We start from the raw sequence: 25,234 nt of genomic DNA, 5'->3' as shown, positions 1-25,234 counted from the left end.
CCCCAGACTAGGCGGAGGCCACCGCCTCCCGCGGAACCCCGAGCACCGGCACGGTGGTCGCACCGGTGGTGGGGCTCAGCCAGACCCTGCTGCCGAGCTCGAGGTCGAGCGCCCGCGCGTGGGTGCGCGAGAGCACGACCAGCACCGGCTCCTGCTGTCCCTCGACGTCGACGGTGAGGCGCACCTCGAAGCCGACGCGCAGCGCCCGCTGGACGATGCCCGCCGCCGAGCCGGGCACTCCGGGCTCGACCGCGACCTCGATGTCGTGGGGGCGCAGTGCCACCGGCCCGAGCTGGGTGACCGCGCCGAGGAAGCCCATCACGAAGTCGTTGGCCGGCTCGTCGTACAGCTGGTCGGGGGTGCCGATCTGCTCGATCCGGCCGTCGTTGATGACCACGATCTCGTCGGCGACCTCGAGCGCCTCCTCCTGGTCGTGGGTCACGAACACGGTCGTCACGTGGACCTCGTCGTGCAGCCGGCGCAGCCAGTCGCGCAGCTCCTTGCGCACCTTCGCGTCAAGGGCCCCGAACGGCTCGTCGAGCAGCAGCACCGAGGGCTCCACGGCGAGCGCCCGGGCGAGCGCGAGGCGCTGGCGCTGGCCGCCGGAGAGCTGCGAGGGCAGCCGGTGCGCGAACTGCGAGAGGTGGACGAGGTCGAGGAGCTCGGCGACCTTCGCCTTCACCTCGGCCTTGGGCCGCTTGCGGATCTCCAGGCCGAAGGCGACGTTCTTCGCGACCGTCATGTGCTTGAACACGGCGTAGTGCTGGAACACGAAGCCGACGTTGCGCTTCTGCGGTGGCAGCCTGGTGGCGTCCACGCCCTCGATCTCGACCGAGCCGCCGTCAGCCGACTCCAGGCCGGCGATGATCCGCAGCAGGGTCGACTTCCCACCGCCACTGGGCCCGAGCAGTGCGGTCAGCTGACCGGTGGGCAGGGACACGTTGATGTCGTCGAGTGCGACGAAGTCACCGTAGCGCTTGCCGACACCCTTCACTTCGATGCTCATGCGTGATCCTCCTTGCGGATCAGGGAGACGACCACGAGGGCGAGCACGGAGGCCAGCACGAGCACGAAAGCGGCGGCGTACGCCGTGGGCTCCTCGTAGTTGGTGTAGCGGTTCTGGATGAGGAGGGTGGCGGTCTCGCCACGGAACTCGGCACCGGGGCTGACGATCTTGACCGCGCCGAACTCACCGAGCGAGCGGGCCATGCTCAGTACGACGCCGTACACGACCGCCCACTTGATGCTGGGCAGCGTGATCCTCCGGAAGGTCTGCCAGCCATTGGCGCCCAGGCTGTGGGCCGCCATCTCGGCGTCGGTGCCGATCTCCTCGAGCACGGGCACGATCTCGCGGATGACCAACGGCAGGCTGACGAAGGCGGTGGCCATGATCAGTCCCGGCGTGGTGCCGATCACGTAGAAGCCGACCGACTCCAGCGCCCCGCCGAACCAGCCCTTCCCGGTGCTGTAGGCCAGCACCAGGGCGAGACCGACGACGACCGGTGAGACCGACATCGGCAGGTCGACGAGCACCGAGAGGATCCGTCGGCCCGGGAACTGGTAGCGGACCAGCAGCAGCGAGATCCCCACCCCGAACAGGGTGTTGATCAGCACCGCCCAGAACGCCACGGTGATGGTCAGGTTGAACGCGTAGCTCACGGACGGGTCGCTGAGTCGCTCCCAGAAGGCGGCCAGACCGCCCTCGTCCCCGACGCCTGCCGGAGCGAAGGTCTGCTTGGCGACCTCGAAGAGCGGCCAGATGACCAGCACCGCGAGGTAGACGATGACGAAGATCCGCAACGCGTAGGCCACCGGCCCCTTGCGGCTGCGGATGGCACGGGTGTCAGCCACGGCGCGCCACCCGCCTCGAGATGACGTCGAGGACGACGATCGTCAGCACCGCCACGATCAGCAGGAGGACGGCGACCGCCGCCGCTCCGGCCTGATTGTCGCCTTCGAGGAACTTGAGGATCTTCAGCGACGCGACCTCGGTCTGGTAGGGCGTGTTGCCCGAGATCAGGACCAGCGAGCCGAACTCGCTGATCGCCCGCGCGAAGCCGAGCGAGGAGCCGGCGGCGATGGCCGGCACCAGGCTCGGGAGGATCACCCGGCGAAATGTCGTGAGCCGCGAGGCCCCCAGGGAGGCGGCCGCCTCCTCGACGTCGGCGTCGAGCTCGAGCAGCACCGGCTGCACCGTGCGCACGACGAAGGGCAGGGTGACGAAGAGCAACGCCAAGAAGATGCCCTGGCGAGTGTTCACGATGTTCACCCCCACCGGGCTCTCCGGGCCCCACAGGCTGAGCAGCACGAGGCCGGCCACGATCGTCGGCAGCGCGAACGGGATGTCGATGACGACGTCGAGGATCCGCTTGCCGGGGAACTGGTCGCGGACCAGCACCCAGGCGACGACGGTGCCGATGACGGCGTTGACGAGCGTCACGAGCAGCGCCTCGACCACGGTCAGCCGCAGCGCCGCGAAGGTCTGGGCGTCGGTCAGCGTGTCCCAGAAGCGGCCGAAGCCGCCCTCGGCGGCCGCGCCGACGACGGCGGCGAGTGGGAGCAGCACCAGGACGCTGAACCAGACCAGCGCCACTCCGAGCCCGAGGCGCGAGGTGGGCGTGAGCCGGAACAGGCCGGAGCCGCCCTTGGCAGTGCCCGAGGGCCGGCTCCGTGTCGGAGCCGGCCCTGCGGGTGTGACCAGGGTGTCGGTCACTGCTTCGTTGCTTCGGCGTACAGCTTGTCGAAGCGGAGCTTCTCGCCGTCCTTGCCGAACCACTCCGCGTTGATGGCGCTCCAGCCGCCGAGATCGGCAGCGGTGCTGAGGTCCTGGACCGCCGGGAAGGGGTTGCTCGGGTCGTTGGCGCCCTCGACCTCGATGCCGGAGATGTCGAGGTCACCGACGGGACGGAAGCCCTTCTTCACGAACGCGGTCTGGCCCTCGTCGCTGAGGATGAAGTCCAGCCAGTCCTTCGCGACCGGCGCCGCGTCCTTCAGGACGGCACCCGGGTTCTCGATCTTGAAGGTGTGGTTCGGGACGATGTAGTCGAGGTCCTCGCCGTTCTGCTTGGCCAAGATGGCCTCGTTCTCGTAGGTCAGCAGCACGTTGCCCACGCCCTTCTTGAACGCCTCGGTCGCCTCACGGCCGCTGGCCGCCCAGGTGGTGACGTTCTTGAAGACCTTCTCGAGGAAGGCGTCCGCCTGCTCCTCGGTGGCGCCGGTCGACTTCGCGTAGGTGTAGAGCGCGAGGATGTTCCACTTCGCCGAGCCGGAGCTGGCCGGGTCCGGGGTGACGATCTTGACGTCGTCGCGCGTGAGGTCGTCCCAGTCCTTGATGCCGAGCGGGTTGCCCGCCTGGGTGGCGATCACGGCGACGGAGCTGGAGACGATGCCCTTGTTGGGGCCGGCGTTCCAGTCGTCGGCGACGAGACCGGCGTCGACGAGACGGGTCATGTCGGGCTCGAGGGAGAACACGACGTAGTCGGTGTCCTTGCCCTTGTTGTCCACGACCTTGCGGCTCTGGTCGCCCGAGGCGCCGTACGAGCCGGAGAACTTCACGTCCTTGCCGGCCTCGGTCTTGTTGAACTCCGCCGCGGCGGCCTTGTTGCCGGCCTCCGGCACGGCGAATCCGACGATGTTGATCGTCGAACCGCTGTCGTCGGCGTTGCCGCCGTCGGCGCTCGCGCAGGCGGTCAGCGCCAGTGCGCCGGTCACCGCCAGGGCCGCAGCCTTGATAACTCGCTTCATTGCACCCATTCCTTGCTTGCTTCGGCCGGTCTCTCGGGGACCAGTTCCTCAAAATAGATCGGAATCATACACATTAGAGAGTTAAGCGACTCGCTCGGAAGACAAATCGACGACATGACAGAGGTCACAGGGCCCCCGGGACGGCCCCGGGCGCCCATCAGGCGGCGTGGCGCCGGGCGCGCCGCGGCGGCGGTCTATCGTGGTGAGGAGTTGCCGAGCAGTGCCGATCGGGCGGCCAGGCGCCAGTCGGACAGGCGCCAGGGCAAAAAAGGAACGTGTTCTAGATTGGCTCTAGAATCAGCCCTCGCCGACGTCGAGAGAAGTGGAGCAGGTGTGAGCCGGACGAAGCAGGTCAAGCAGCTGGATCGGGTGATCATCCGGTTCGCTGGTGATTCGGGTGATGGCATGCAGCTGACCGGTGACCGGTTCACGCAGGAGTCGGCGGTGTTCGGCAACGACCTGGTCACGTTGCCGAACTTCCCTGCCGAGATCCGCGCTCCTGCAGGCACGATCCCGGGGGTGTCGTCGTTTCAGATCCATTTCGCTGATCACGACATCCTCACCGCCGGTGACCGTCCCGATGTGTTGGTCGCGATGAACCCGGCCGCGTTGAAGGCCAACCTGGGCGACCTCCCGCGGGGGGCGACGATCATCGTGGACACCCACGACTTCACCAAACGCAACCTCGACAAGGCGGGTTATTCCTCCAACCCGTTGGACAAGCTCGGGGAGGTCGATGACCTGTTGGCGGGGTTCTCGGTCCAGCCGGTCGACCTGACCGGCATCACCGTCGCCGCGGTCGCGGAGTTCGGGCTCTCGCGTAAGGACGCCGCGCGGGCGAAGAACATGTTCGCGCTCGGGTTGCTGTCGTGGATGTACGGCCGCCCGACCGAACCGACCATCGACTTCCTCAAGCGCAAGTTCGCCAAGGTGCCCGCGATCTTGGGTGCGAACGTCGCGGCGTTCAAGGCGGGGTGGAACTACGGCGAGACCACCGAGACGTTCGTGGTCTCCTACGAGATCAAACCCGCCCGCATGGCGGCCGGGACCTACCGGAACATCACCGGCAACCTCGCGTTGTCGTACGGTCTCATCGCCGCCGGGGTCCGCTCCGAGCTGCCGGTGTTCTTGGGGTCGTATCCGATCACCCCGGCGTCCGACATCCTCCACGAGTTGTCCAAGCACAAGGGTTTCGGGGTGACCACGTTCCAGGCCGAGGACGAGATCGCCGGCATCGGCGCCGCGATCGGCGCGAGCTTTGCTGGACAGTTGGCGGTCACCACCACCTCGGGACCCGGGATCGCGTTGAAGTCTGAGGCCATCGGGTTGGCGGTGATGACCGAACTCCCCCTGGTGGTCATCAACGTCCAACGCGGCGGACCATCGACGGGTCTGCCGACCAAGACCGAACAGGCCGACCTCTTGCAGGCCATGTACGGGCGTAACGGGGAGGCACCGGTCCCGATCGTGGCGCCCCAATCACCCGGCGACTGTTTCGCCGCCGCCCTCGAGGCCGCCCGGATCGCGATCACCTACCGCACCCCCGTCTTCCTCCTCTCCGACGGGTATCTGGCCAACGGGTCCGAACCCTGGGCCATCCCCGACGTATCAGCCGAGTCGAACGAGCTGCCGAAGATCGAGGCGAACTTCGCCACCCAGCCCAACCACGACGGCCAGCCCAACCACGACGGTGTCAAGGGAGCCGAGTTCTGGCCCTACGCCCGAGACCCCGAGACGCTGGCTCGTCCGTGGGCCATCCCCGGCACCGCCGGCCTTGAGCACCGCATCGGCGGACTGGAGAAGGCCGGCACCCTCGAGGTCGGTCACGGGAACATCTCCTACGACCCGGCCAACCACGACCAGATGGTCCGGATCCGCGCCGAGAAGATCCAACGCATCGCCGACTCCCTGCCGCCGTTGCAGGTCGACGACCCCTCAGGCCCCCCAGGACAAGGCCAGGCCAAGGTCCTGGTCATCGGGTGGGGCTCGACCTACGGCCCGATCGGTGCGGCCTGCCGCCGGGTGCGCCGCGCCGGCTACCACGTCGCGCAGGTCCACCTGCGCCACCTCAACCCCTTCCCCAAGGACCTCGGCGACATCCTGCGGTCCTACGACAAGGTCCTGGTCCCCGAGATGAACCTCGGCCAACTCTCGAAGATGCTGCGTGCCGAGTTCCTGGTCGACGCCCAGGGCTACAACCACGTCTACGGCCTCCCCCTCAAGGCCGCCGAGCTCGCCGAGGCCATCGGCGCCCTCATCGGCGAGACCGAGGGACGCGAGGTCGACCTCGGCGAACACGGCCTCAACCTTCCTGCCGACCACGAGGAGGCTCCCGTCCGATGACCACCATCGACCTGCCCACGCCCGTTCTGGGCACGGCCCTGGTCCCGACCCTGCCCGAGGGCGAGAAGCAGAGTGCGAAGGAGTTCTCCTCCGACCAGGAGGTCCGCTGGTGCCCCGGCTGCGGCGACTACGCCGTGCTCAAAGCCGTCCAGTCCTTCCTGCCCGACCTCGGCCTGCGGCGCGAGAACATCGTCTTCGTGTCCGGGATCGGCTGCTCCAGCCGGTTCCCCTACTACCTCGACACCTACGGCATGCACTCCATCCACGGCCGCGCACCCTCCATCGCCACCGGCATCGCCACCGCCCGCCAAGACCTCTCCGTATGGGTCGTCACCGGCGACGGCGACGCCCTCTCCATCGGCGGCAACCACCTCATCCACGCCCTGCGCCGCAACGTCAACATGACCATCTTGTTGTTCAACAACCGGATCTACGGCCTCACCAAAGGCCAATACTCCCCCACCAGCGAGACCGGCAAGATCACCAAGTCCACCCCCATGGGCTCCCTCGACCACCCCTTCAACCCCGTCTCCCTCGCCCTCGGCGCCGAAGCGTCCTTCGTGGCCCGCACCATCGACTCGGACCGCAAACACCTCACCGCCGTGCTCGCCGCCGCAGCCGCGCACCGCGGCACCAGCCTCGTCGAGATCTACCAGAACTGCCCCATCTTCAACGACGGCGCCTTCGACACCATCAAGGACAACGACACCAAGGCCCACGCGATCATCCCGCTGGTCCACGGCCAACCGATCACCTTCGGTGTCCGCGACGAGACCACCGGTCTGGGCGACAAGGCCCTCGTGCGCGCCGCCTCCGGCGGTATCGACATCGTCGACACCGCGACCGTGGCGGCCGAGCAGATCATCGTCCACGACACCCACAACGACGACCCGTCCACGGCGTTCGCGATCTCACGACTCACCGACGCCGGCTACCTCAACCGCAGCCCCATCGGCATCTTCCGCCAGATCACCCGCCCCACCTACGACGACCAGGCCCGCGCCCAGATCACCACCGCCAGCGAAGCCGCCGCCACCCACGGCAGCCCCGCCGAACGCCTCACCGCCCTCATCAACACCGGCGACACCTGGACCATCGACTGACCCGGTCCCCCGCCGTACGACGAAACGCGCCGCCGAGCTGGGCTCGGCGGCGCGTTTCGTGTTTCGCGTGGAGACGGAGTGCGTCAGCTGCGCGGGTAGACCTTGAACTTGAAGCTCGCCTTGGCCCACACGGCGTCGCCCTTGGCGACGACCTTGTACTTGGTCGTCTTCCGGCCCTCGGCGCGGACGAAGACCTTCTTGGTCAGGCCGCTGCCCTTCGTCTTCACCTTGGCGACCCGGACCCACTTGCCGTGGCGCTTGACGAAGACCTTCATCTTCACGCCGGGCGAGGCCGGGTTGGTGGTGAACTTGGCCCACAGGCGCTTGCCGTAGCAGTCGGGCGGGTTCGGACCACAGGCGCCGATGCCGACCTGACGCGGGGTGACACCCTTCGCGGCGACGACCTTGCTGGACGGCTGGGCCTGGATGGAATCGGCGGCCTGGGCTCCGGTCGGTGCGAGCGTCAAGCCCAGCAGCGCGGCGGTCAGAGCCGCCACCAGGACGGTGATGGTGCGAGTGAATCGCATCGGGGACCTCCCCCTCGAGATCGGGTTCGTTCGTGGACACGGCTTTCGTGCCCACCTGGTCACGACCTGAAACCACCTCGCGCCCGCGAAGCGGCCCCACGTCGCTAGGGTCCCAGTGTGTCGGACCAGCGCCGCGGCTTCACCCTCGGGTTCCTCGCGTACCTGATATGGGGTGCCTTTCCCCTCTACTGGCCGCTGCTCAAACCCAGCGGCGCCGTCGAGATCCTGGCTCACCGGATGGTCTGGTCGCTGGTCGTCATGGGCGTCCTGGTCGTCGCGCTGCGGCGGGTGGGCGCCTTGCGTTCCCTGCTCCGCGAGCGACGTACGGCGCTGCTGCTGGCACTCGCCGCGGTCACCATCACCGCCAACTGGGGCACCTACATCTACGGCGTCAACAGCGACCGCGTCGTCGAGACGTCGCTCGGCTACTTCATCAACCCGCTCGTCACCGTGGTGCTCGGCGTCCTCGTCCTCGGCGAGCGCCTGCGGCCCGTGCAGTGGACCGCGCTCGGGATCGGGTTCGTGGCCGTCGTCGTGCTCACCCTCGACTACGGCCGCCCACCCGTGATCGCGCTGGTCCTCGCCTTCTCCTTCGGCACCTACGGACTGGCCAAGAAGTCCGCCGACGCCGGCGCCATCGAGAGCCTCGCCTTCGAGACCGCTGTCATCGCGCCCTTCGCCCTCGGCTACCTCGTCTGGCTCGGCACCACCGGCCACGCCCGCTTCACCAGCGAGGGCCCCGGTCACGTCGTCCTGCTCGTCGCCAGCGGCATCGTGACCGCCGTGCCGCTGCTGTGCTTCGGCGGCGCCGCCACCCGCGTCTCGATGACCACCCTCGGCCTGCTGCAATACCTCACGCCCACCATCCAGTTCGCCCTCGGCGTCACCCTGCTCGGCGAGCACATGCCCGCCGGGCGCTGGGTCGGGTTCGGACTGGTCTGGCTGGCGCTGGTCGTACTCACCGCCGAGGCGCTGCGCCACCACCGGCGCCAACTGGCTCTCGCAGCCGAGTCCTGCGCGATGTGATACCCCGCGCGGCGGCGGACGGGGTGCACGTCGCCGCCGCGCGAGGCGATCGGGGTCGCTCGGGCGGAAGTCCGCGACCGAGCTACGGCTATAAAGTTAACTGGAAAACTGTTCTTCAACGAGTCCGCGCCACCACGGTTCGGCCGACCCCCTGACAGGTGCTGCCGATCACGGCGTGGCGGGCGCGTGTCCCGCCGACCCACCGGCCTCATACGTCACAGCGGGAGGGCAGTTCATGCGCGCACGCAGCCGAGCCTCAGGCCGAGCGGACCGCCACGACGTCGGCGAACGCCTCGAGGGCGGTGCGCACCGAGCCCTCGGGCAGGGCCTGGAGCAGCTGCTTGGCCTCCTCGGCGCGGGCGACGACGTACGCCCGGGCCTGGTCCATGGCGGGGTGCTTGCGGAGCAGGTCGAGGGCCTCGGCGTGCAGGTCGGGGTCGGCGGCGAGGTCACTTCGCGCCGGGTCGAGCAGCTCGAGCAGGCGAGCATCGGCCGGGTCGGTGGAGGCGCGGGCGATCAGGACCGGCAGGGTGGGGACGCCCTCCTTGAGGTCGGTGCCGGGCGTCTTGCCGGACTCCTCGCTCTCGGAGGCGATGTCGAGGATGTCGTCGGAGAGCTGGAACGCGGTGCCGACCAGCTCGCCGTACTCGGTGAGCGCCGAGACGACCTCGGCGGCGGCGCCGGAGAACAGCGCGCCGTAGTGGGCCGAGGTGGCGATCAGCGATCCGGTCTTGCCGGCGACGACCTCCAGGTAGTGGGCCAGGGCGTCCTCGTCGGGGCCGGGCTTCACGGTCTCGAGGATCTGCCCCTCGACCAGGCGGGTGAACGTCTCCGCCTGGATCCGTACGGCGTCCGGCCCGAGCTGGGCGGTCAGCTCCGAGGACTTCGCGAACAGCCAGTCGCCGGTGAGGATCGCGACCAGGTTGTCGTAGCGGGCGTTGGCCGAGTCCTCGCCGCGGCGCAGCGCGGCCTCGTCCATGACGTCGTCGTGGTACAGCGAGCCGACGTGGGTGATCTCCACGACGCAGGCGGCGGTGAGCACGTCGTCGGCGTCGGGCCGCGGCCCGGACTCGGCGGCGAGGAGGACCAGCAGCGGGCGGAACCGCTTGCCGCCGGCGGCCAGCAGGTGTCGCGCCGCCTCGGTGACGTACGGCGCCCGACTGGACGCGTGGCCGTACAGGGCCTCCTCGACCGTGGCCATCCGCGCCCTCAGCCGGTCGGCGAGGGCGGTGTCGTCGATCGGCAGGGCCAGGTCGGCGGGACGCGCATCAGGGGTCACCTGATGAAGTCTCCCGCACTGACCACCAGATCGAGAACCGGGCCCGGCACGACACCCATCACGAGAGTCGCGACGAGGCACACCGCGATGGTGCCGGACGTCAGCAGCGAGGACCGGGTCACGACCCCGGCGCCGTCGGCGCTGGGCTCGGTGAAGAACATCAGCCGGATGTGCCGCACGTAGAACGTGATCGCCAGGATGCTGCACGCGATGGCCACCAGCACCACCGGCCACGCGCCCGCGGACAGTGCCGAGGTGAACACCGCCCACTTGCCGATGAAGCCCGCGGTGAGCGGGATCCCGGCCATGGAGAGCAGGAAGAAGGCGAACGCGCCCGCCACCAGCGGCGAGGTCCGGCCCAGGCCGGCCCAGCGCTCGTACGCCGTCGCCTCGCCGCCCGCGTCGCGGACCAGCGTGACGATCGCGAAGGCGCCGATCATCGCGAAGCCGTAGGTGGTGAGGTAGAAGAGCACGCCCTCGAGCGAGGTGTACTGGCCCTTCGCGAGCTCACCCGCGCTCTGCACGCCCAGCACGCCGACCAGGATGAACCCGGTGTGGGCGACCGAGGAGTAGGCGAGCATCCGCTTCACGTCGTTCTGGACGATCGCGAGGACCGCGCCGAGCACCATGGAGGCGATCGCGATCACCCACAGCATCGGCTGCCAGCTCCAGCGCTCGCCGCCGAAGGCGACGTAGAGCAGCCGGAGCAGGGCGCCGAAGGCGGCGACCTTGGTGCCGGCGGCCATGAACGCCGTCACCGCGGTGGGCGCGCCCTGGTAGACGTCGGGGGTCCAGGCCTGGAAGGGAGCGGCGCCGATCTTGAACAGCAGGCCGACGGCGAGCAGGCCGATGCCGGCGAGCAGCAGGCCGTGGTTGGCCGTACCGGCGCGGACCGCCTCGTTGATGCCGGCGAAGGACACCGAGCCGGCGTAGCCGTAGACCAGCGCGGCGCCGTACAGGAAGAAGCCGGAGGCGAAGGCGCCGAGGAGGAAGTACTTCATCGCCGCCTCCTGGCTCAGCAGGCGACGACGGCGCGCCAGGCCGCACAGCAGGTAGAGCGGCAGGGAGAGGATCTCCAGCGCGACGAACATGGTGAGCAGGTCGCCGGACGCCGGGAACAGCAGCATGCCGGCCACCGCGAAGAGCAGCAGCGGGTACACCTCGGTGTGCTCCAGGCCGCGGGTCGAGGCCTCGCGCTCGCCCTCGGTGCCGGGCAGCGCGGCCGCCTGGCCGGTGAAGGCGGAGACGCCGCCCTCGAGCCGCTGCTCGGCGAAGAGCGCGATGCCGCCGAGGGCGAAGAGGAGGAGCAGCCCCCACAGGTAGACGGTCGGGCCGTCGACGACGACACTGCCCATCGCACCGACCAGGCCGCGGCCCTCGGCGCCGTCAGCGCCCTTGTGGACGTCGAGGTTCCGGCCGACGAGGACGGTCGCGACCAGCGCGGCGACGACGGTGACCAGGGCCAGGCCCACCTGGGGCAGCCGGCGGGTGCCGCGCGGCAGGAAGGCCTCCAACGCGACACCGACGCAGGCGCCGCCCAAGACGATGAGGAGCGGCAGCAGCTCGGCGTACTCGAGCTCGGGCTTCACGAAGTCCATCAGTGCGCCTCCTCCGTGTGCACGACCGTGGGCTGGTCGTCCTGGATCCCCATCTGGTGCATGAGGTCACCCACCATCGGGTTGCTCACGTCGAGCAGGGGTGCGGGATAGAACCCGAAGAAGACCAGCGCCGCCATGAGCGGCGCGACGGCGACGATCTCACGCACGCCCAGGTCCCTGGTGCCCTCGACCTCGGGCGGCGTGGGGCCGGTCATCGTGCGCTGGTACATCCACAGCACGTAGATCGCGGACAGCACCACCGCGGTGACGGCGATCGCGCCGACCCACCAGCCGTAGTCGAAGGCCGCGACGAACACCAGGAACTCGCTGACGAACGGCGACAGGCCGGGCAGTCCGAGCGTGGCCAGGCCGGCGACCAGGAGCAGGCCGGCCAGGACCGGGGCGATCCTCTCGACGCCGCGCATCTCGCGGATCGAGGAGGTGCCGCTGCGGTCGTAGAGGTAGCCGGCGACGAGGAACAGCGCGGCGGTGCCGAGGCCGTGGTTGACCATGTAGAGGATCGCGCCGGTGCCGCCCTGGCTGGTCATCGTGAAGACGCCCAGCGTGATCAGGCCGAAGTGGCTCAGCGAGGTGAGACCGATCAGCCGGAAGATGTCGTCCTGGCCGATCGCGATGAACGCGCCGTAGACCACGGAGATCAGCGCCAGCGTGATCACCAGCGGCGTCGCCCACTGCGAGGCCTCCGGGAAGATGCCGAGGCAGAACCTCATCATCCCGAAGGTGCCGATCTTGTCGAGGATGCACACGAGCAGCACGCCGGTGCCGGGCGTCGCCTTCTCGGTCGTGTCGGCCAGCCAGGTGTGCAGCGGGAACAGCGGCGCCTTGATCGCGAAGGCGATGAAGAAGCCGAAGAACAGCCAGCGGCCGGCCTCGGTGCCGATGTCGAGCTTCTCCAGGTCGGAGAGGAGGTACGACGGCTCGCCCTGCTGGGCGGACACCACGTACAGCCCGATCACCGCGGCGAGCAGGATCAGGCCGCCCGCGAGCTGGAACATCAAGAACTTCAGCGCCGCCGCGCCCCGGCCCTCGCGGCCGAAGCCGCCGACCAGGAAGTACGCCGGGATCAGCGTCGCCTCGAAGACGACGTAGAACAAGAACACGTCGGTCGCGCAGAACACCGCGAGCGAGAGGCCCTCGAGCGCCAGCGTCCAGGCGACGAACGCGCGGGCCCCGGCCGAGCCCTCGGCGTCGGCCTTGAACCACTCCGCGCCGAGCACCAGCGGGACCAGCAGCACCGTCAGCAGCACCAGCAGCAGGCCGAGGCCGTCGACGCCGAGGGCGTAGTGCACCCCGAACGCCTCGATCCACTCGTGCTCCTCGGTGAGCTGGCGGCCGCCGTCGGCGTCGTAGGACGCGGCGACGACCACACCGACGACCAGGGTCGCCAGCGCGATCCCCAGGCCGGCGGTCTTGCTGACCGTGCGCGGCAGGAACGCGACGGCGATCGCACCGGCGATCGGCAGCCAGACGAGCAGGCTGAGCAACATCAGTTCACCACCACCAGAGTCAGGACGAGGAGCAGTGCGCCACCGAGGATGCCGAGGGCGTAGGAGCGGACGTAGCCGTTCTGGAGCCGCCGGAGCAGCTCGCCGGTGCCGGCGAGGACCGTGGTGGCGCCCATGAAGAGGCCGTCGACGAGCGTGCGGTCGCCGTCGGTGAGCGCGCGCACCGTGGCCCGGCCCGGGGTGACGACCAGGCCCTCGTTGATCGCGTCGCCGTACAGGTCAGCACGGGCGGCCTTCGTGGCGAACGAGACGTCGGCCGGCGCCGTGCGGGGCACGTCGCGCTGCCCGACCAGCACCCAGGCCAGCGCCACGCCCGCGAGGACCACCGCGATCGTGATCAGGGTGAGCACGAGGACCGGCAGCGGCGGGTCCTCGTGCTCGACGTGGCCGACGACCGGGCTGAGGAAGTCGACGATCCAGTTGCCGGCGAGCATCAGGCCGCCGAGCGCGGAGAGCGCGGCGAGGACCATCAGCGGGATGGTCATCACCAGCGGGCTCTCGTGGGGGTGGACGTTCTTCTCCCAGCGCCCCCTGCCGTTTCGGTCCGCGGTGAAGAAGGTCATCAGCATCATCCGGGTCATGTAGAAGCCCGTGATGCCTGCACCAAGAAGAGCACAGACCCCGACGACCGGGTTCTCGGTGAGCGCGACCTCGATGATCTTGTCCTTCGACCAGAAGCCGGCGAAGGGCGGGATGCCGATGATCGCGAGGAAGCCGAGCGCGAAGGTCGCGAAGGTGATGGGCAGTGCCTTCCGCAACGCGCCGTAGTGACGCATGTCGACGTCGTCGTCCATCGCGTGCATGACCGAGCCGGCCCCGAGGAACATGTTGGCCTTGAAGAAGCCGTGGGTCAGCAGGTGGAAGATCGCGAAGGCGTAGCCGGCGACGCCGAGGCCGGCGCCGAGCATCATGTAGCCGATCTGGCTCATCGTGGAGCCGGCCAGGCCCTTCTTGATGTCGTCCTTCGCGCAGCCGATGATCGCGCCCCACAGCAGGGTCACCGTGGCGACGATGACCACCGCGGTCTGCGCGGTCGGCGCGAGCTCGAAGACGAAGTTGGAGCGGGTGACCAGGTAGACGCCCGCGGTGACCATGGTCGCCGCGTGGATCAGGGCCGAGACCGGGGTCGGGCCCTCCATCGCGTCCAGGAGCCACGCCTGGAGCGGGACCTGGGCCGACTTGCCGCAGGCGCCGACGAGGAGCAGGACGCCGATCCAGTTGAGCGTCGTCTCGGTCGCGCCGCCGGCCAGCTCGCTGACGCCGCTGAAGCTGGTGGTGCCGAAGGTGACGATCATCAAGAAGATCGCCAGGCCCATGCCCATGTCGCCGACCCGGTTGATGACGAACGCCTTCTTGGCCGCGGCCGCCGCGGAGGGCTTGTGCTGCCAGAACCCGATGAGGAGGTACGACGCGAGGCCGACGCCCTCCCAGCCCAGGAACAGGCCCACGTAATTCTCCGAGAGGATCAGCATGAGCATGGCGGCGACGAACAGGTTCAGGTACGCGAAGAACCGCCGCCGGCGCGGGTCGTGGGCCATGTAGCCGATCGAGTACACGTGGATCAGCGACCCGACACCGGTGATCAGCAGCAAGAAGAGCGCCGACAGCGGGTCGTAGAGCAGGTCCATGCCGATGTGGAGGCCGCCGGCGTCGATCCAGTCGTAGAGGTGCTGGGAGACCTGGCGCTCCCCCTCGTCGCGACCGAGCAGGTTCACGAACAGCACGAGGCTGATCACGAACGACGTCGCGGAGGTCGCCGTGCCGAGCAGGTGGCCCCACTTGTCGGTAGAGCGGCCGCCGAGCAGCAGGATCGCGGCGCCGAGCAGCGGCAGCGCGATGATCAGCCAGAGCAGGGTGAACGGCCCGTCGGCGTCGGCCGGCGAGACCACGGGGATGTGCGTCTCGCTGGCCTTGAGGGTCAGCGCGGTGAGTGCGTCCATCGTCTCGTCCTCAGAACTTCAGCAGGCTCGCGTCGTCGACCGAGGCCGAGCGACGGGTCCGGAAGATGGTCATGATGATCGCGAGCCCGACCACCACCTCGGCGGCGGCCACCACCATCACGAAGAAGGCGGCGACCTGGCCGTCGAGGTTGCCGTGCTGGTGAGCGAAGGCGACGAAGGCCAGGTTGCAGGCGTTGAGCATCAGCTCGACGCACATGAACACGACGATCGCGTTGCGGCGGGTGAGCACCCCGATCGACCCGATGGTGAAGAGGATCGCGCTCAGCACGACGTACTCGGTCACTTGACGTCCTCCTTGCCGTCGGTCGCTTCGCTCCCCGGCTGCTGCGCATCACTCGAGGCGGTCGCACCGCTCTTGCCGGCCTCTTCGGGCATCGTGGCGGGATCCACGCCGAGCTGCTCGTTGATCGCCTCGATGTCTCTGAGGCCGGTCTTCTGCATCGTTCCGCGGGCCGCGAGCACCCGGGAGACCGACGCCGGCGCCGGGCTGCCGTCGGGCAGCAGGGCCGGGGTGTCGACCGCGTTGTGGCGGGCGTAGACGCCCGGGGGCGGCAGCGGGCCGAGGTGGGCACCGGTCTCGGCGTACGCGCGGAGCCGGTCGGCGGCGAGGTCGGGCTGGGTCTTGCGCGGGGTGAGCCGCTCGCGGTGGGCCAGCACCATCGCGCCGACCGCGGCCGTGATGAGCAGGGCGCTGGTGGCCTCGAAGATGAAGACGTAGCGCGAGAAGAGCAGATCGGCGAGCGCCTGGACGTTGCCGCCCGAGTTCGCCTCGTCGAGCCCCACCGCGGTGCCGAAGGTGAGCTGGGTCAGCGCGACGACCATGACCACGACGAAGGCCAGCCCGACCAGCCAGGCCAGCGGACGCTGGCCCTTGATGGTCTCGACCGTGGAGTCGGAGGCGTCCACGCCGACCAGCATCAGCACGAACAGGAACAGCATCAAGATCGCGCCGGTGTAGACGATGATCTGCACCGCGAACAGGAACGGCGCCTCGAGGACGGCGTACAGCACGGCGAGGCTGATCATCACGACCGCCAGCAGCAGCGCGGCGTGGACGGCCTTGCGGACGAACAGGATGCCGGCTGCTGCGAGCACCATGATCGGCGCGAGGACCCAGAAGGCGGTCACTGCTGCACCCCTTCGGCCGCGGGGACGCCCGGCACGGGCACCGGCTCCTTGAAGTCGCCGCGGTAGTAGTCCTCGTCGCTGCCGAGCAGCTGAGCGTGGGGCGGCTGCTCCATGCCGGGCAGCAGCGGCGCCAGCAGGTCGGACTTCTCGTAGATCAGGCTGGCCCGGCTGTCGTCGGCGAGCTCGTATTCGTTGGTCATCGTCAGCGCCCGGGTCGGGCAGGCCTCGATGCACAGGCCGCACAGGATGCAGCGCAGGTAGTTGATCTGGTAGACGCGGCCGTAGCGCTCACCGGCGCTGTAGCGCCCCGAGTCCACAGCGTTGCCGTCGGCGTCACGCGTCGGCCCGTCGACGTTCTCGGCGCCCTCGACGTAGATGGCGTCGGCCGGGCAGGCCCAGGCGCACAGCTCGCAGCCGACGCACTTCTCGAGGCCGTCGGGCCAGCGGTTGAGCTGGTGGCGGCCGTGGAAGCGTGGTGCGGTGGGCAGCTTCTCCTTGGGGTACTGCTCGGTGACGACCTTGCGGAACATCGTCCGGAAGGTGACCCCGAACCCGGCGACCGGGTCCCAGAGCTGCTCCTTGAGGGACGGGCCCTTCGCCGCCTTCTGCTTGGGCTGGTCAGCCATTGCTCACCCCTGACTCGCGGACGGTCTGTGTGACGGTGGCATCGGAGCCGAACACCAGCGGCGCGGCGGCGCCGCGGACCGCGCCGCCCGCCGGCATCGGCGGCACCGGGAACCCCCCGGCCCGTGGCGTCGTGGCCTCGGCGGCCTGCTCGTCGTCCTTCTCGGGGACGAGGAAGGTCAGCAGCAGGACCACCAGGACCACGCCGACGATGATCAGCCAGAACTGCGGGTTGCTGCCGAAGCCCTCGTCGAACACGCCCTCGTTGCGGGCGGCTCGCATGGTGGCGACCGCGACGATCCACACCAGCGAGATCGGGATCAGCCGCTTCCAGCCGAACGCCATGAACTGGTCGTAGCGCAACCGCGGCAGCGAGCCGCGCAGCCAGATGAAGACGAAGATGAAGAACAGCACCTTGCCGAAGAACCACAGCACCGGCCAGTAGCCCTCGTTGGCGCCCGCCCACACGTGGTCGATCCAGAACGGCGCGTGCCAGCCGCCGAGGAAGAGCGTGGTCGCGAGCGCGGAGACGGTCGCCATGTTGATGTACTCGGCGAGGAAGAACAGCGCGAACTTCAGGCTGGAGTACTCGGTGTGGAAGCCGCCGACCAGCTCGCCCTCGGCCTCGGGGAGGTCGAACGGCGCGCGGTTGGTCTCACCGACCATGGCGATCGCGTAGATGACGAACGACGGCAGCAGGATCAGGCCGAACCACAGGTTGTCCTGCGCGGCGACGATCTCGCTGGTCGACATCGAGCCGGCGTACATGAACACCGCGACCAGCGCGAGGCCCATCGCGACCTCGTAGGAGATCATCTGGGCGCTCGAGCGCAGACCGCCGAGCAGGGAGTACGTCGAGCCGCTGGACCAGCCGCCGAGCACGATGCCGTAGATGCCGATCGAGGCGATCGCCATCACGAAGAGCACGGCGACCGGCATGTCGGTGAGCTGGAGCGGCGTCTGGTGCCCGAAGAAGCTCACCTCGGGACCGAACGGGATCACGCTGAAGGTCACGAACGCCGGCACCACCACGATCACGGGTGCCAGCACGAAGACCACCTTGTCGGCGGCCCGGGGGATCAGGTCCTCCTTGAAGGCCAGCTTCACGCCGTCGGCCAGCGACTGCAGCAGCCCGAAGGGGCCATGCACGTTGGGGCCGATCCGGTGCTGCATCCGGGCCACGACCCGGCGCTCCCACCAGATGTTGAACAGCGTGAGCAGGACCAGGATCACGAAGATCAGGAGGGTCTTGAGCCCGACGACCCACCAGGGATCCTTGCCGAACAGCTCGAGCGACTGGCTCATCCGTGCACCCCTTCCGCTCCCGTGATGGTGACCGTGGCGCCCGGAGACGCCAGGTCGGCCCGGACGCCGTTGCCGACCGAGTTGGCCGGCACCCAGACCACGCCCTCGACCAGGTCGTCGCAGATCTCGGCCGGCAGGGTCATCGATCCCCGGTCCCCGGTGAGCGTGACGGTCGGCCCGTAGCGGTCGAAGTCGGCCGGCGTCACCAGGGCCACCGGCGTCCGCGCCGTCGCCTTGAGGTACTTGTCGCCGTCCTGCAGCGAGCCGTTGTCGAGCAGTTGCTTCCAGGTGGCCAGCCGGACCGTCCCCGGGCTCGTCGAGTAGTCCTCGTGAGGAACGAGCGAGGACGTATCGAGACGCGGCCTCTCGCCGTCCCACGGGCCGAGCTGGGCCATCTCGGCGCGGACCTCGTCGACGGTGCGGAAACCGAGCGGGGCGCCCAGCTCCTCGGCGATGCCGGCCAGTGCTCGCAGCTCGGGCAGCGAGGCCGGGTTGTGGAGGGCGGCCTCCCAGGAGCGGACCCGGCCCTCCCAGTTGACGAAGGTGCCGGCCTTGTCGGTGGTGGGTGCGACCGGGAAGACGACGTCGGCCCGGTCGGTGACCTCGGTACGACGCAGGTCGAGGGCGACCACGAAGCCGGCGGCGTCGATCGCGGCCCGGGTGGCGGCCGGGTCGCCGGTGTCGTCGGGGTCGACCCCGGCGATGACCAGGCCGCCCAGCTCTCCGGCACCGAGGGCGGCGACGATCGCGTCGGCGTCGCGGCCCGCAGCCTCGGGCAGGTGCGCGACGCCCCAGGCGGTGGCGACGTCGACCCGGGCCCGTGCGTCGCCGACCGGCCGGCCACCGGGCAGCAGGGTCGGCACACAGCCGGCCTCGAGCGCCCCGCGGTCACCCGCGCGGCGCGGCACCCACGCCAGCCGGGCGCCGGTCGAGGCGGCGACCTCGGCGGCGGCGCTCAACGCCCCCGGTACGACGGCCAGCCGCTCGCCGACCAGGAGCACCGAGGTGGCGTCGAGCTCGCCGGCGAGCGCCCGCAGCGCGGCCGGCTCGTCGCCGGGCGCCGTCGGGACCACGCGGGCGGAGACCTTGGTCAGGCCCCGGGTCGTGAACGGCGCGAGGCTGACCACCTCGGTGCCGCCGGCTCGGACCGACTTGCGCAGCCGCAGGAAGATCGCGGCCGCCTCGTCCTCGGGCTCCAGGCCCACGAGGACGACCTTCGCGGCCGCCTCGAGGTCGTCGTAGGTGACCGCGCCGCTGCCGGGGCCGGTCAGCACGACGTGGCTCGCCAGGAAGGCGGTCTCCTCGGCGGAGAGCGGCCGGGCCCGGAAGTCGATGTCGTTGGTGCCGAGCGCGACTCGGGCCAGCTTGCTGTAGGCGTAGGCGTCCTCGGTGCTGAGCCGGCCACCGGTCAGCACGCCGACGCCGCCGGCCTCCTTCGCGGCCGCGAGGCCGCGGGCCGCGACGGTGAAGGCCTCGGGCCAGGACGCCGGGCGCAGGCTGCCCCGCCCGCCATCAGGCAGAGTGTCACGCACCTGCGGGTAGCCGAGCCGGTCGTCGGCCTGCGCGTAGGCGAAGGCGAACCGGTCCTTGTCGCTGATCCACTCCTCGTTGACGTACCTGTCGTTGCCGGCCTGGCGGCGCAGCACCGTGCCGCGGCGGTGGTCGATCCGGATCGCGGACCCGCACGCGTCGTGCTCGGCGATGCCCGGCGTCGAGACCAGGTCGAAGGGCCGGGAGCGGAAGCGGTACTGCTCGGAGGTGAGCGCGCCGACCGGGCAGATCTGGATGACGTTGCCGGAGAAGTACGACAAGAAGGGCGCGTCCTCGGCGATGCCGATCTGCTGCTGGGCGCCGCGCTCGACGAGCGCGATGAACGGGTCGCCGGCGATCTCGTCGGCGAAGCGGGTGCAGCGCTGGCACACGATGCAGCGCTCGCGGTCGAGCAGCACCGTCGGCGAGAGGTTGATCGGCTTCGGGAAGGTCCGCTTCACACCGCGGTTGCGGTCGTCGGAGAAGCGCGACTCGCCGCGACCGTTGGACATCGCCTGGTTCTGCAACGGGCACTCGCCGCCCTTGTCGCAGACCGGGCAGTCGAGCGGGTGGTTGATGAGCAGCAGCTCCATCACGCCCTGCTGCGCCTTGTCGGCGACCGGGCTGGTGACCTGGGTGCTGACGACCATGCCCTCGGCGACCGGCAGCGTGCAGGAGGCCTGCGGCTTGGGGAAGCCGCGGCCGTTCCCCGCGTCCGGTACGTCGACGAGGCACTGGCGGCAGGCGCCCACCGGCGCGAGCAGCGGGTGGTCGCAGAACCGCGGGATCTGCACGCCGATCTCCTCGGCGGCGCGGATGACCAAGGTGTCCTTGGGGACGCTGACCTGGACGCCGTCGATGGTGACGGTGACCAGGTCGGTCTTCTCGATCTCGGGAGCGCTCACGCCGACACCTCCTGCCCGGCCCAGGCGGTCGACCTGGCGGGATCGAACGGGCACCCGCCGTGGGACAGGTGCGCAAGGTACTCGTCACGGAAGTGCTGGATCGAGCTGGACACCGGGCTGGTCGCGCCGTCGCCCAGGGCGCAGAACGAGCGGCCGAGGATGTTGTCGCACTGGTCGAGCAGCTGGTCGAGATCGGCCTCGCTGCCCTGGCCGTTCTCCAGACGGGTCAGCGCCTGCACCAGCCACCAGGTGCCCTCGCGGCACGGCGTGCACTTGCCGCAGGACTCGTGCTTGTAGAACTCCGTCCAGCGCAGCACCGCGCGGACCACGCACACGGTCTCGTCGAAGATCTGCAGCGCACGGGTGCCGAGCATCGAGCCGGCCGCGCCGACACCCTCGAAGTCGAGGGGTACGTCGAGGTGCTCGGCCGTCAGCAGCGGGGTGCTGGATCCGCCGGGGGTCCAGAACTTCAGCTGGTGGCCCTCTCGGACGCCGCCGGCCAGGTCGAGCAGCTCGCGCAAGGTGATGCCGAGCGGCGCCTCGTACTGACCGGGCCTGTGGACGTGGCCGGACAGCGAGAAGATGCCGTGGCCCTTGGACTTCTCGGTGCCCATCGAGCCGAACCAGGAGGCGCCGTTCTTGACGATCGCGGGGACCGAGGCGATGGACTCGACGTTGTTGATGACCGTCGGGCTGGCGTAGAGGCCGGCGACGGCGGGGAACGGCGGGCGCAGCCGGGGTTGGCCGCGGCGGCCCTCGAGACCCTCCAGCAGCGCGGTCTCCTCGCCGCAGATGTAGGCGCCGGCGCCGGCATGGACGACCACGTCGAGGTCGTAGCCGGAGCCGTGGATGTTCGTGCCGAGGTGGCCGGCGGCATAGGCCTCGGCGACGGCGGCCTGGACCCGGCGGATGACGTGGACGACCTCGCCGCGGATGTAGATGAAGGCCTTGTTGGCGCGGATGGCGTAGGAGCTGAGGATCACGCCCTCGACGAGGACGTGGGGGTTGCCCATCATCAGCGGGATGTCCTTGCAGGTGCCCGGCTCGGACTCGTCGGCGTTGACGACGAGGTACTTGGGCTTGGGGTTGTCCTGCGGGATGAAGGACCACTTCATGCCGGTGGGGAAGCCGGCGCCGCCACGGCCGCGCAGGCCGCTGTCCTTGACGGCGGTGATGACGTCGTCGGGGCTCATCGCGAAGGCGGCGTCGAGGGCGGAGTAGCCGCCCGTGCCGGCGTACGTCGCGAGCTTCCAGGACTGCTCGGCGTCCCAGATGTCGGTGAGGACCGGGGTCAGCGTGTCGGTCATGCGTCACCGTCCTTCTGCGGGGCCTCGACGGCGGGGGTGGCTGCCGGTTCGGGGGCGTGCCAGCCGCGCTGGCGGGCGATCTCGAGCCCGGCGAGGGACGCGGCGCCCGCCGAGGGTCCCTCGTCGACGCGGCCGTCGGGGAAGCCGGCGAGGACCCGCTCGGCCTCCCTCCAGGTGCACAGCTTGGGGCCGCGGGTCGAGCTGACCTCGTGGCCGGCGCGCAGCGCCTCGACCAGCTGGACGGCCGACTCGGGGGTCTGGTTGTCCATGAACTCCCAGTTGACCATCATCACCGGCGCGTAGTCGCAGGCCGCGTTGCACTCGATGTGCTCGAGGCTGACCGTGCGGGAGTCGCCCTGACGCTGGACGGCGACCTCGTCGTTGCCGATCTCGAGGTGGTCCTTGAGCCGCTCGAGGATGGCGTCGCCGCCCATCACCGCGCACAGCGTGTTGGTGCAGACACCGACGTGGTAGTCGCCGACGCCGTGACGCTTGTACATCGTGTAGAAGGTCGCGACGCCGTTGACGTCGGCGGCGCTGATCTCGAGGATCGCCGCGCACGCCTCGATGCCCTCGGGGGTGATCCGACCCTGCACCGACTGCACGAGGTGCAGCATCGGCAGCAGGCCCGAGCGCGGCTCGGGATAGCGCTCGGCGATCTCGCGCAGCTCGGCGAGCGTCTTGTCGTCCAGTGTGTTCGTAGCCATCAGCGGTCCACGCCTCCCATCACGGGGTCGATGCTCGCGATCGCGACGATGACGTCGGCGATCTGGCCGCCCTCGCTCATCACGCCCATCGCCTGGAGGTTGTTGAACGACGGGTCGCGGAAGTGCGCCCGGAAGGGGCGGGTGCCGCCGTCGGAGACGACGTGCGCGCCGAGCTCGCCGCGCGGCGACTCGACCGGGACGTACGCCTGACCGGCGGGCACCCGGAAGCCCTCGGTGACCAGCTTGAAGTGGTGGATCAGGGCCTCCATCGACTCGCCCATGATGTGGCGGATGTGGTCGAGGCTGTTGCCCATGCCGTCGCTGCCGATGGAGAGCTGGCTGGGCCAGGCGATCTTCTTGTCGGCGACCATGACCGGCGCGCCCTCGAGCCTGGCCAGCCGGTCGGCGGCCTGTTCGATGATCCTCAGCGACTCGTGCATCTCGTTGAGACGCACCCGGAACCGGCCGTAGGAGTCGGCGGTGTCCCAGGTCTGTACGTCGAAGTCGTAGGTCTCGTAGCCGCAGTAGGGCTGGGCCTTGCGCAGGTCGAAGCCGTAGCCGGCGCTGCGCAGGACCGGGCCGGTGAGGCCCAGCGCCATGCAGCCCTCGAGGTCGAGGTGGCCGACGTTCTCCAGGCGGGCCTTGAAGATCGGGTTCGCGTTGCACAGCGCGGCGTACTCGGGCAGGCGCTTCTTCATCAGGGCGACGAAGGAGCGGATCTCGTCGAGGGCGCCGGGCGGCAGGTCCTGCGCGACGCCGCCGGGGCGGATGAACGCGTGGTTCATCCGCAGGCCGGTGATCAGCTCGAACAGGTCGAGCACCAGCTCGCGCTCGCGGAAGCCGATCGTCATCACGGTCAGCGCGCCGATCTCCATGCCGCCGGTGGCGATGCAGACCAGGTGGGAGGAGATCCGGTTGAGCTCCATGAGCAGGACCCGCATGATCTGGGCCTTCTCGGGGATCTGGTCCTCGATGTCGAGCAGTCGCTCGACGCCCAGCACGTAGGTCATCTCGTTGTAGAACGGCGAGAGGTAGTCCATCCGGGTGCAGAAGGTGACCCCCTGCGTCCAGGAGCGGTACTCCATGTTCTTCTCGATGCCGGTGTGCAGGTAGCCGATGCCGCAGCGGGCCTCGGTGACCGTCTCGCCCTCGATCTCGAGGATCAGGCGGAGCACGCCGTGGGTCGAGGGGTGCTGCGGGCCCATGTTGACGACGATCCGCTCCGCGGCATCGCCGTCACCCATGTCGGCAGCGATCTCGTCCCAGTCCTGGCCGGTGACCGTGAAGACCCTGCCCTCGGCGGTCTCGCTGGCGTCGGCGTAGAAGTCGGTGCTCATCAGTTGTAGCTCCTCCGCTGGTCCGGCGGTGGCACGCTGGCGCCCTTGTACTCGACGGGGATGCCTCCGAGGGGGTAGTCCTTGCGCTGCGGGTGGCCCGGCCAGTCGTCGGGCATCAGGATCCGGGTCAGCGCCGGGTGGCCGTCGAACTGGAGGCCGAACATGTCCCAGGTCTCCCGCTCGTGCCAGTCGGCCGCGGGGTAGATCGGCACGACGGAGGGCAGGTGCGGGTCGCTGTCCGGTACGGCGACCTCGACCCGGACCCGGCGGTTCCAGGTGAACGACATCAGGTGGTAGACGGCGTGCAGCTCGCGCCCGGCGTCGCCCGGGTAGTGGACGCCGCTGACGCCCGAGAGCAGCTCGAAGCGCAGGCTCGGGTCGTCGCGAAGCTTCCCGGCCACCTCGAGCAGGTGGTCGCGGTGGACGTGGAAGGTGATCTCGCCGCGGTGGATCACGACCTGCTCGATCAGCGGGTCGAGGACGTCGGCGACGGTGTCGAACCAGCCGCCGTAGGGGCGCTGCGCGGCACCGGGCAGGACCACGGGAGCCACCAGGCCGCCGTACCCGCTGGTGTCGCCGGAGCCCTTCACCCCGAACATGCCGTGGCGCTCGCCGACGGCACGGATCTCGACGCCGGGCTCGCCGAGCGCCTCGGGGGCGTTCTCGGGCGACTGCTCGGTGGCGGGCTGCTCGACGGACTTCTCGTCGCTCACCGCAGCATCCCCCTCATGTCGCTGGTCGGCAGCGCGACCAGGCCCTCGGCCTCGAGCTCACGGATCTGGGCCTGGCGGTTGGCGCCGAGCGGCGTGTGCTGGACCTTGTCGTGGAGCTTGAGGATCGCGTCGATCAGCATCTCCGGCCGCGGCGGGCAGCCGGGGAGGTACATGTCGACGGGAACGACGTGGTCGACGCCCTGGACGATGGCGTAGTTGTTGAACATGCCGCCGCTGCTGGCGCACACGCCCATCGCGAGCACCCACTTGGGCTCGGCCATCTGGTCGTAGATCTGGCGCAGGACCGGGGCCATCTTCTGGCTGACCCGGCCGGCCACGATCATCAGGTCGGCCTGGCGCGGACTGGCCCGGAAGACCTCCATGCCGAACCGGGCCAGATCGTACTTCGGGCCGCCGCTGGTCATCATCTCGATCGCGCAGCACGCGAGCCCGAAGGTCGCCGGCCAGAAGCTGGCCTTGCGCATGTAGCCGGCCAGGCCCTCGACCGTGCTCAGCAGGACTCCGCTCGGGAGCTTCTCCTCGATGCCCATCATCTTCCTCCCGTTGAGGG

Annotated in this window: 22 protein-coding genes; 3 read left to right on the top strand and 19 right to left on the bottom strand. The window is 69.7% G+C overall.

Annotated elements, in window-relative coordinates; genetic code table 11:
• Positions 1 to 7: 7 nt before the first annotated feature.
• Genes ACUP6Y_RS03235 through ACUP6Y_RS03220 form a run of 4 tightly spaced genes read right to left on the bottom strand, consistent with a single transcriptional unit; the run spans position 8 to position 3,744 of the window.
• Positions 8 to 1,006 (bottom strand): sulfate/molybdate ABC transporter ATP-binding protein, encoded by a 999-nt coding sequence (locus tag ACUP6Y_RS03235; protein ID WP_462554178.1) that lies wholly within the window; start codon positions 1,004 to 1,006, stop codon positions 8 to 10.
• On the bottom strand, positions 1,003 to 1,851 hold the full coding sequence (locus ACUP6Y_RS03230) for a sulfate ABC transporter permease (RefSeq protein ID WP_462554177.1): 849 nt from the start codon (positions 1,849 to 1,851) through the stop codon (positions 1,003 to 1,005). The genes ACUP6Y_RS03235 and ACUP6Y_RS03230 overlap by 4 nt, the downstream gene beginning before the upstream one ends.
• Complete coding sequence (gene cysT / locus ACUP6Y_RS03225) at positions 1,844 to 2,713, bottom strand: sulfate ABC transporter permease subunit CysT (protein WP_462554176.1); 870 nt, start codon at positions 2,711 to 2,713, stop codon at positions 1,844 to 1,846. The genes ACUP6Y_RS03230 and cysT overlap by 8 nt, the downstream gene beginning before the upstream one ends.
• Positions 2,710 to 3,744 (bottom strand): extracellular solute-binding protein, encoded by a 1,035-nt coding sequence (locus ACUP6Y_RS03220; protein ID WP_462554175.1) that lies wholly within the window; start codon positions 3,742 to 3,744, stop codon positions 2,710 to 2,712. Before ACUP6Y_RS03220 ends, cysT begins: the two co-directional genes overlap by 4 nt.
• Before the next feature lie 333 nt (positions 3,745 to 4,077).
• Here ACUP6Y_RS03220 and ACUP6Y_RS03215 point away from each other — a divergent pair, with 333 nt between their 5' ends.
• The gene (locus tag ACUP6Y_RS03215) at positions 4,078 to 6,087 is read left to right on the top strand and encodes a 2-oxoacid:acceptor oxidoreductase subunit alpha (RefSeq protein WP_462554174.1); all 2,010 of its coding nucleotides are present in this window, start codon (positions 4,078 to 4,080) and stop codon (positions 6,085 to 6,087) included.
• Positions 6,084 to 7,190, top strand: coding sequence for a 2-oxoacid:ferredoxin oxidoreductase subunit beta (locus ACUP6Y_RS03210; protein WP_462554173.1), 1,107 nt, complete (start codon positions 6,084 to 6,086; stop codon positions 7,188 to 7,190). Before ACUP6Y_RS03215 ends, ACUP6Y_RS03210 begins: the two co-directional genes overlap by 4 nt.
• Positions 7,191 to 7,273: 83 nt before the next feature.
• Here the strand turns inward: ACUP6Y_RS03210 and ACUP6Y_RS03205 are convergent, their stop codons facing one another.
• On the bottom strand, positions 7,274 to 7,717 hold the full coding sequence (locus tag ACUP6Y_RS03205; protein WP_462554172.1) for a hypothetical protein: 444 nt from the start codon (positions 7,715 to 7,717) through the stop codon (positions 7,274 to 7,276).
• Positions 7,718 to 7,834: 117 nt separating this feature from the next.
• On the opposite strand from ACUP6Y_RS03205, the gene rarD reads away from it, so the two are divergent.
• On the top strand, positions 7,835 to 8,743 hold the full coding sequence (rarD, locus tag ACUP6Y_RS03200) for an EamA family transporter RarD (protein ID WP_462554171.1): 909 nt from the start codon (positions 7,835 to 7,837) through the stop codon (positions 8,741 to 8,743).
• A 256-nt stretch (positions 8,744 to 8,999) separates the two neighbouring features.
• Here the strand turns inward: rarD and ACUP6Y_RS03195 are convergent, their stop codons facing one another.
• The 14 genes from ACUP6Y_RS03195 to ACUP6Y_RS03130 are packed head-to-tail and all read right to left on the bottom strand — an operon-like array spanning position 9,000 to position 25,214.
• Positions 9,000 to 10,022: a polyprenyl synthetase family protein gene (locus tag ACUP6Y_RS03195; protein ID WP_462554169.1), complete on the bottom strand. Its 1,023-nt coding sequence runs from the start codon at positions 10,020 to 10,022 to the stop codon at positions 9,000 to 9,002.
• Positions 10,019 to 11,620: an NADH-quinone oxidoreductase subunit NuoN gene (gene nuoN, locus ACUP6Y_RS03190; protein WP_462554168.1), complete on the bottom strand. Its 1,602-nt coding sequence runs from the start codon at positions 11,618 to 11,620 to the stop codon at positions 10,019 to 10,021. The genes ACUP6Y_RS03195 and nuoN overlap by 4 nt, the downstream gene beginning before the upstream one ends.
• Positions 11,620 to 13,128: an NADH-quinone oxidoreductase subunit M gene (locus ACUP6Y_RS03185; RefSeq protein WP_462554166.1), complete on the bottom strand. Its 1,509-nt coding sequence runs from the start codon at positions 13,126 to 13,128 to the stop codon at positions 11,620 to 11,622. The genes nuoN and ACUP6Y_RS03185 overlap by 1 nt, the downstream gene beginning before the upstream one ends.
• On the bottom strand, positions 13,128 to 15,086 hold the full coding sequence (gene nuoL / locus ACUP6Y_RS03180) for an NADH-quinone oxidoreductase subunit L (RefSeq protein WP_462554165.1): 1,959 nt from the start codon (positions 15,084 to 15,086) through the stop codon (positions 13,128 to 13,130). The genes ACUP6Y_RS03185 and nuoL overlap by 1 nt, the downstream gene beginning before the upstream one ends.
• Before the next feature lie 10 nt (positions 15,087 to 15,096).
• On the bottom strand, positions 15,097 to 15,390 hold the full coding sequence (gene nuoK, locus ACUP6Y_RS03175; protein ID WP_028657193.1) for an NADH-quinone oxidoreductase subunit NuoK: 294 nt from the start codon (positions 15,388 to 15,390) through the stop codon (positions 15,097 to 15,099).
• The gene (locus ACUP6Y_RS03170; RefSeq protein WP_462556602.1) at positions 15,387 to 16,205 is read right to left on the bottom strand and encodes an NADH-quinone oxidoreductase subunit J; all 819 of its coding nucleotides are present in this window, start codon (positions 16,203 to 16,205) and stop codon (positions 15,387 to 15,389) included. The genes nuoK and ACUP6Y_RS03170 overlap by 4 nt, the downstream gene beginning before the upstream one ends.
• Positions 16,206 to 16,231: 26 nt before the next feature.
• Positions 16,232 to 16,861, bottom strand: coding sequence for an NADH-quinone oxidoreductase subunit NuoI (nuoI, locus tag ACUP6Y_RS03165; RefSeq protein ID WP_462554164.1), 630 nt, complete (start codon positions 16,859 to 16,861; stop codon positions 16,232 to 16,234).
• Positions 16,854 to 18,164: an NADH-quinone oxidoreductase subunit NuoH gene (nuoH, locus tag ACUP6Y_RS03160; protein WP_462554163.1), complete on the bottom strand. Its 1,311-nt coding sequence runs from the start codon at positions 18,162 to 18,164 to the stop codon at positions 16,854 to 16,856. Before nuoH ends, nuoI begins: the two co-directional genes overlap by 8 nt.
• Positions 18,161 to 20,599 carry an NADH-quinone oxidoreductase subunit G gene (locus tag ACUP6Y_RS03155; RefSeq protein ID WP_462554162.1) on the bottom strand — a complete coding sequence of 813 codons (2,439 nt, stop codon included), beginning with the start codon at positions 20,597 to 20,599 and terminating at the stop codon, positions 18,161 to 18,163. The genes nuoH and ACUP6Y_RS03155 overlap by 4 nt, the downstream gene beginning before the upstream one ends.
• Complete coding sequence (gene nuoF / locus ACUP6Y_RS03150; protein WP_462554161.1) at positions 20,596 to 21,906, bottom strand: NADH-quinone oxidoreductase subunit NuoF; 1,311 nt, start codon at positions 21,904 to 21,906, stop codon at positions 20,596 to 20,598. The genes ACUP6Y_RS03155 and nuoF overlap by 4 nt, the downstream gene beginning before the upstream one ends.
• The gene (gene nuoE, locus ACUP6Y_RS03145) at positions 21,903 to 22,613 is read right to left on the bottom strand and encodes an NADH-quinone oxidoreductase subunit NuoE (RefSeq protein WP_462554160.1); all 711 of its coding nucleotides are present in this window, start codon (positions 22,611 to 22,613) and stop codon (positions 21,903 to 21,905) included. Before nuoE ends, nuoF begins: the two co-directional genes overlap by 4 nt.
• Positions 22,613 to 23,950, bottom strand: coding sequence for an NADH-quinone oxidoreductase subunit D (locus ACUP6Y_RS03140; RefSeq protein WP_462554159.1), 1,338 nt, complete (start codon positions 23,948 to 23,950; stop codon positions 22,613 to 22,615). The genes nuoE and ACUP6Y_RS03140 overlap by 1 nt, the downstream gene beginning before the upstream one ends.
• Entirely contained in the window at positions 23,950 to 24,663 is a 714-nt protein-coding gene (locus tag ACUP6Y_RS03135) for an NADH-quinone oxidoreductase subunit C (RefSeq protein WP_462554158.1), read from the bottom strand. The genes ACUP6Y_RS03140 and ACUP6Y_RS03135 overlap by 1 nt, the downstream gene beginning before the upstream one ends.
• Complete coding sequence (locus ACUP6Y_RS03130) at positions 24,660 to 25,214, bottom strand: NuoB/complex I 20 kDa subunit family protein (RefSeq protein ID WP_462556600.1); 555 nt, start codon at positions 25,212 to 25,214, stop codon at positions 24,660 to 24,662. The genes ACUP6Y_RS03135 and ACUP6Y_RS03130 overlap by 4 nt, the downstream gene beginning before the upstream one ends.
• Between the last annotated feature and the right edge of the window lie 20 nt (positions 25,215 to 25,234).

The organism is Nocardioides sp. S5-5, from assembly GCF_054954065.1.
The sequence above is the reverse complement of the archived record's forward strand: the minus strand, read 5'-3'. Positions and strand labels throughout refer to the sequence as shown.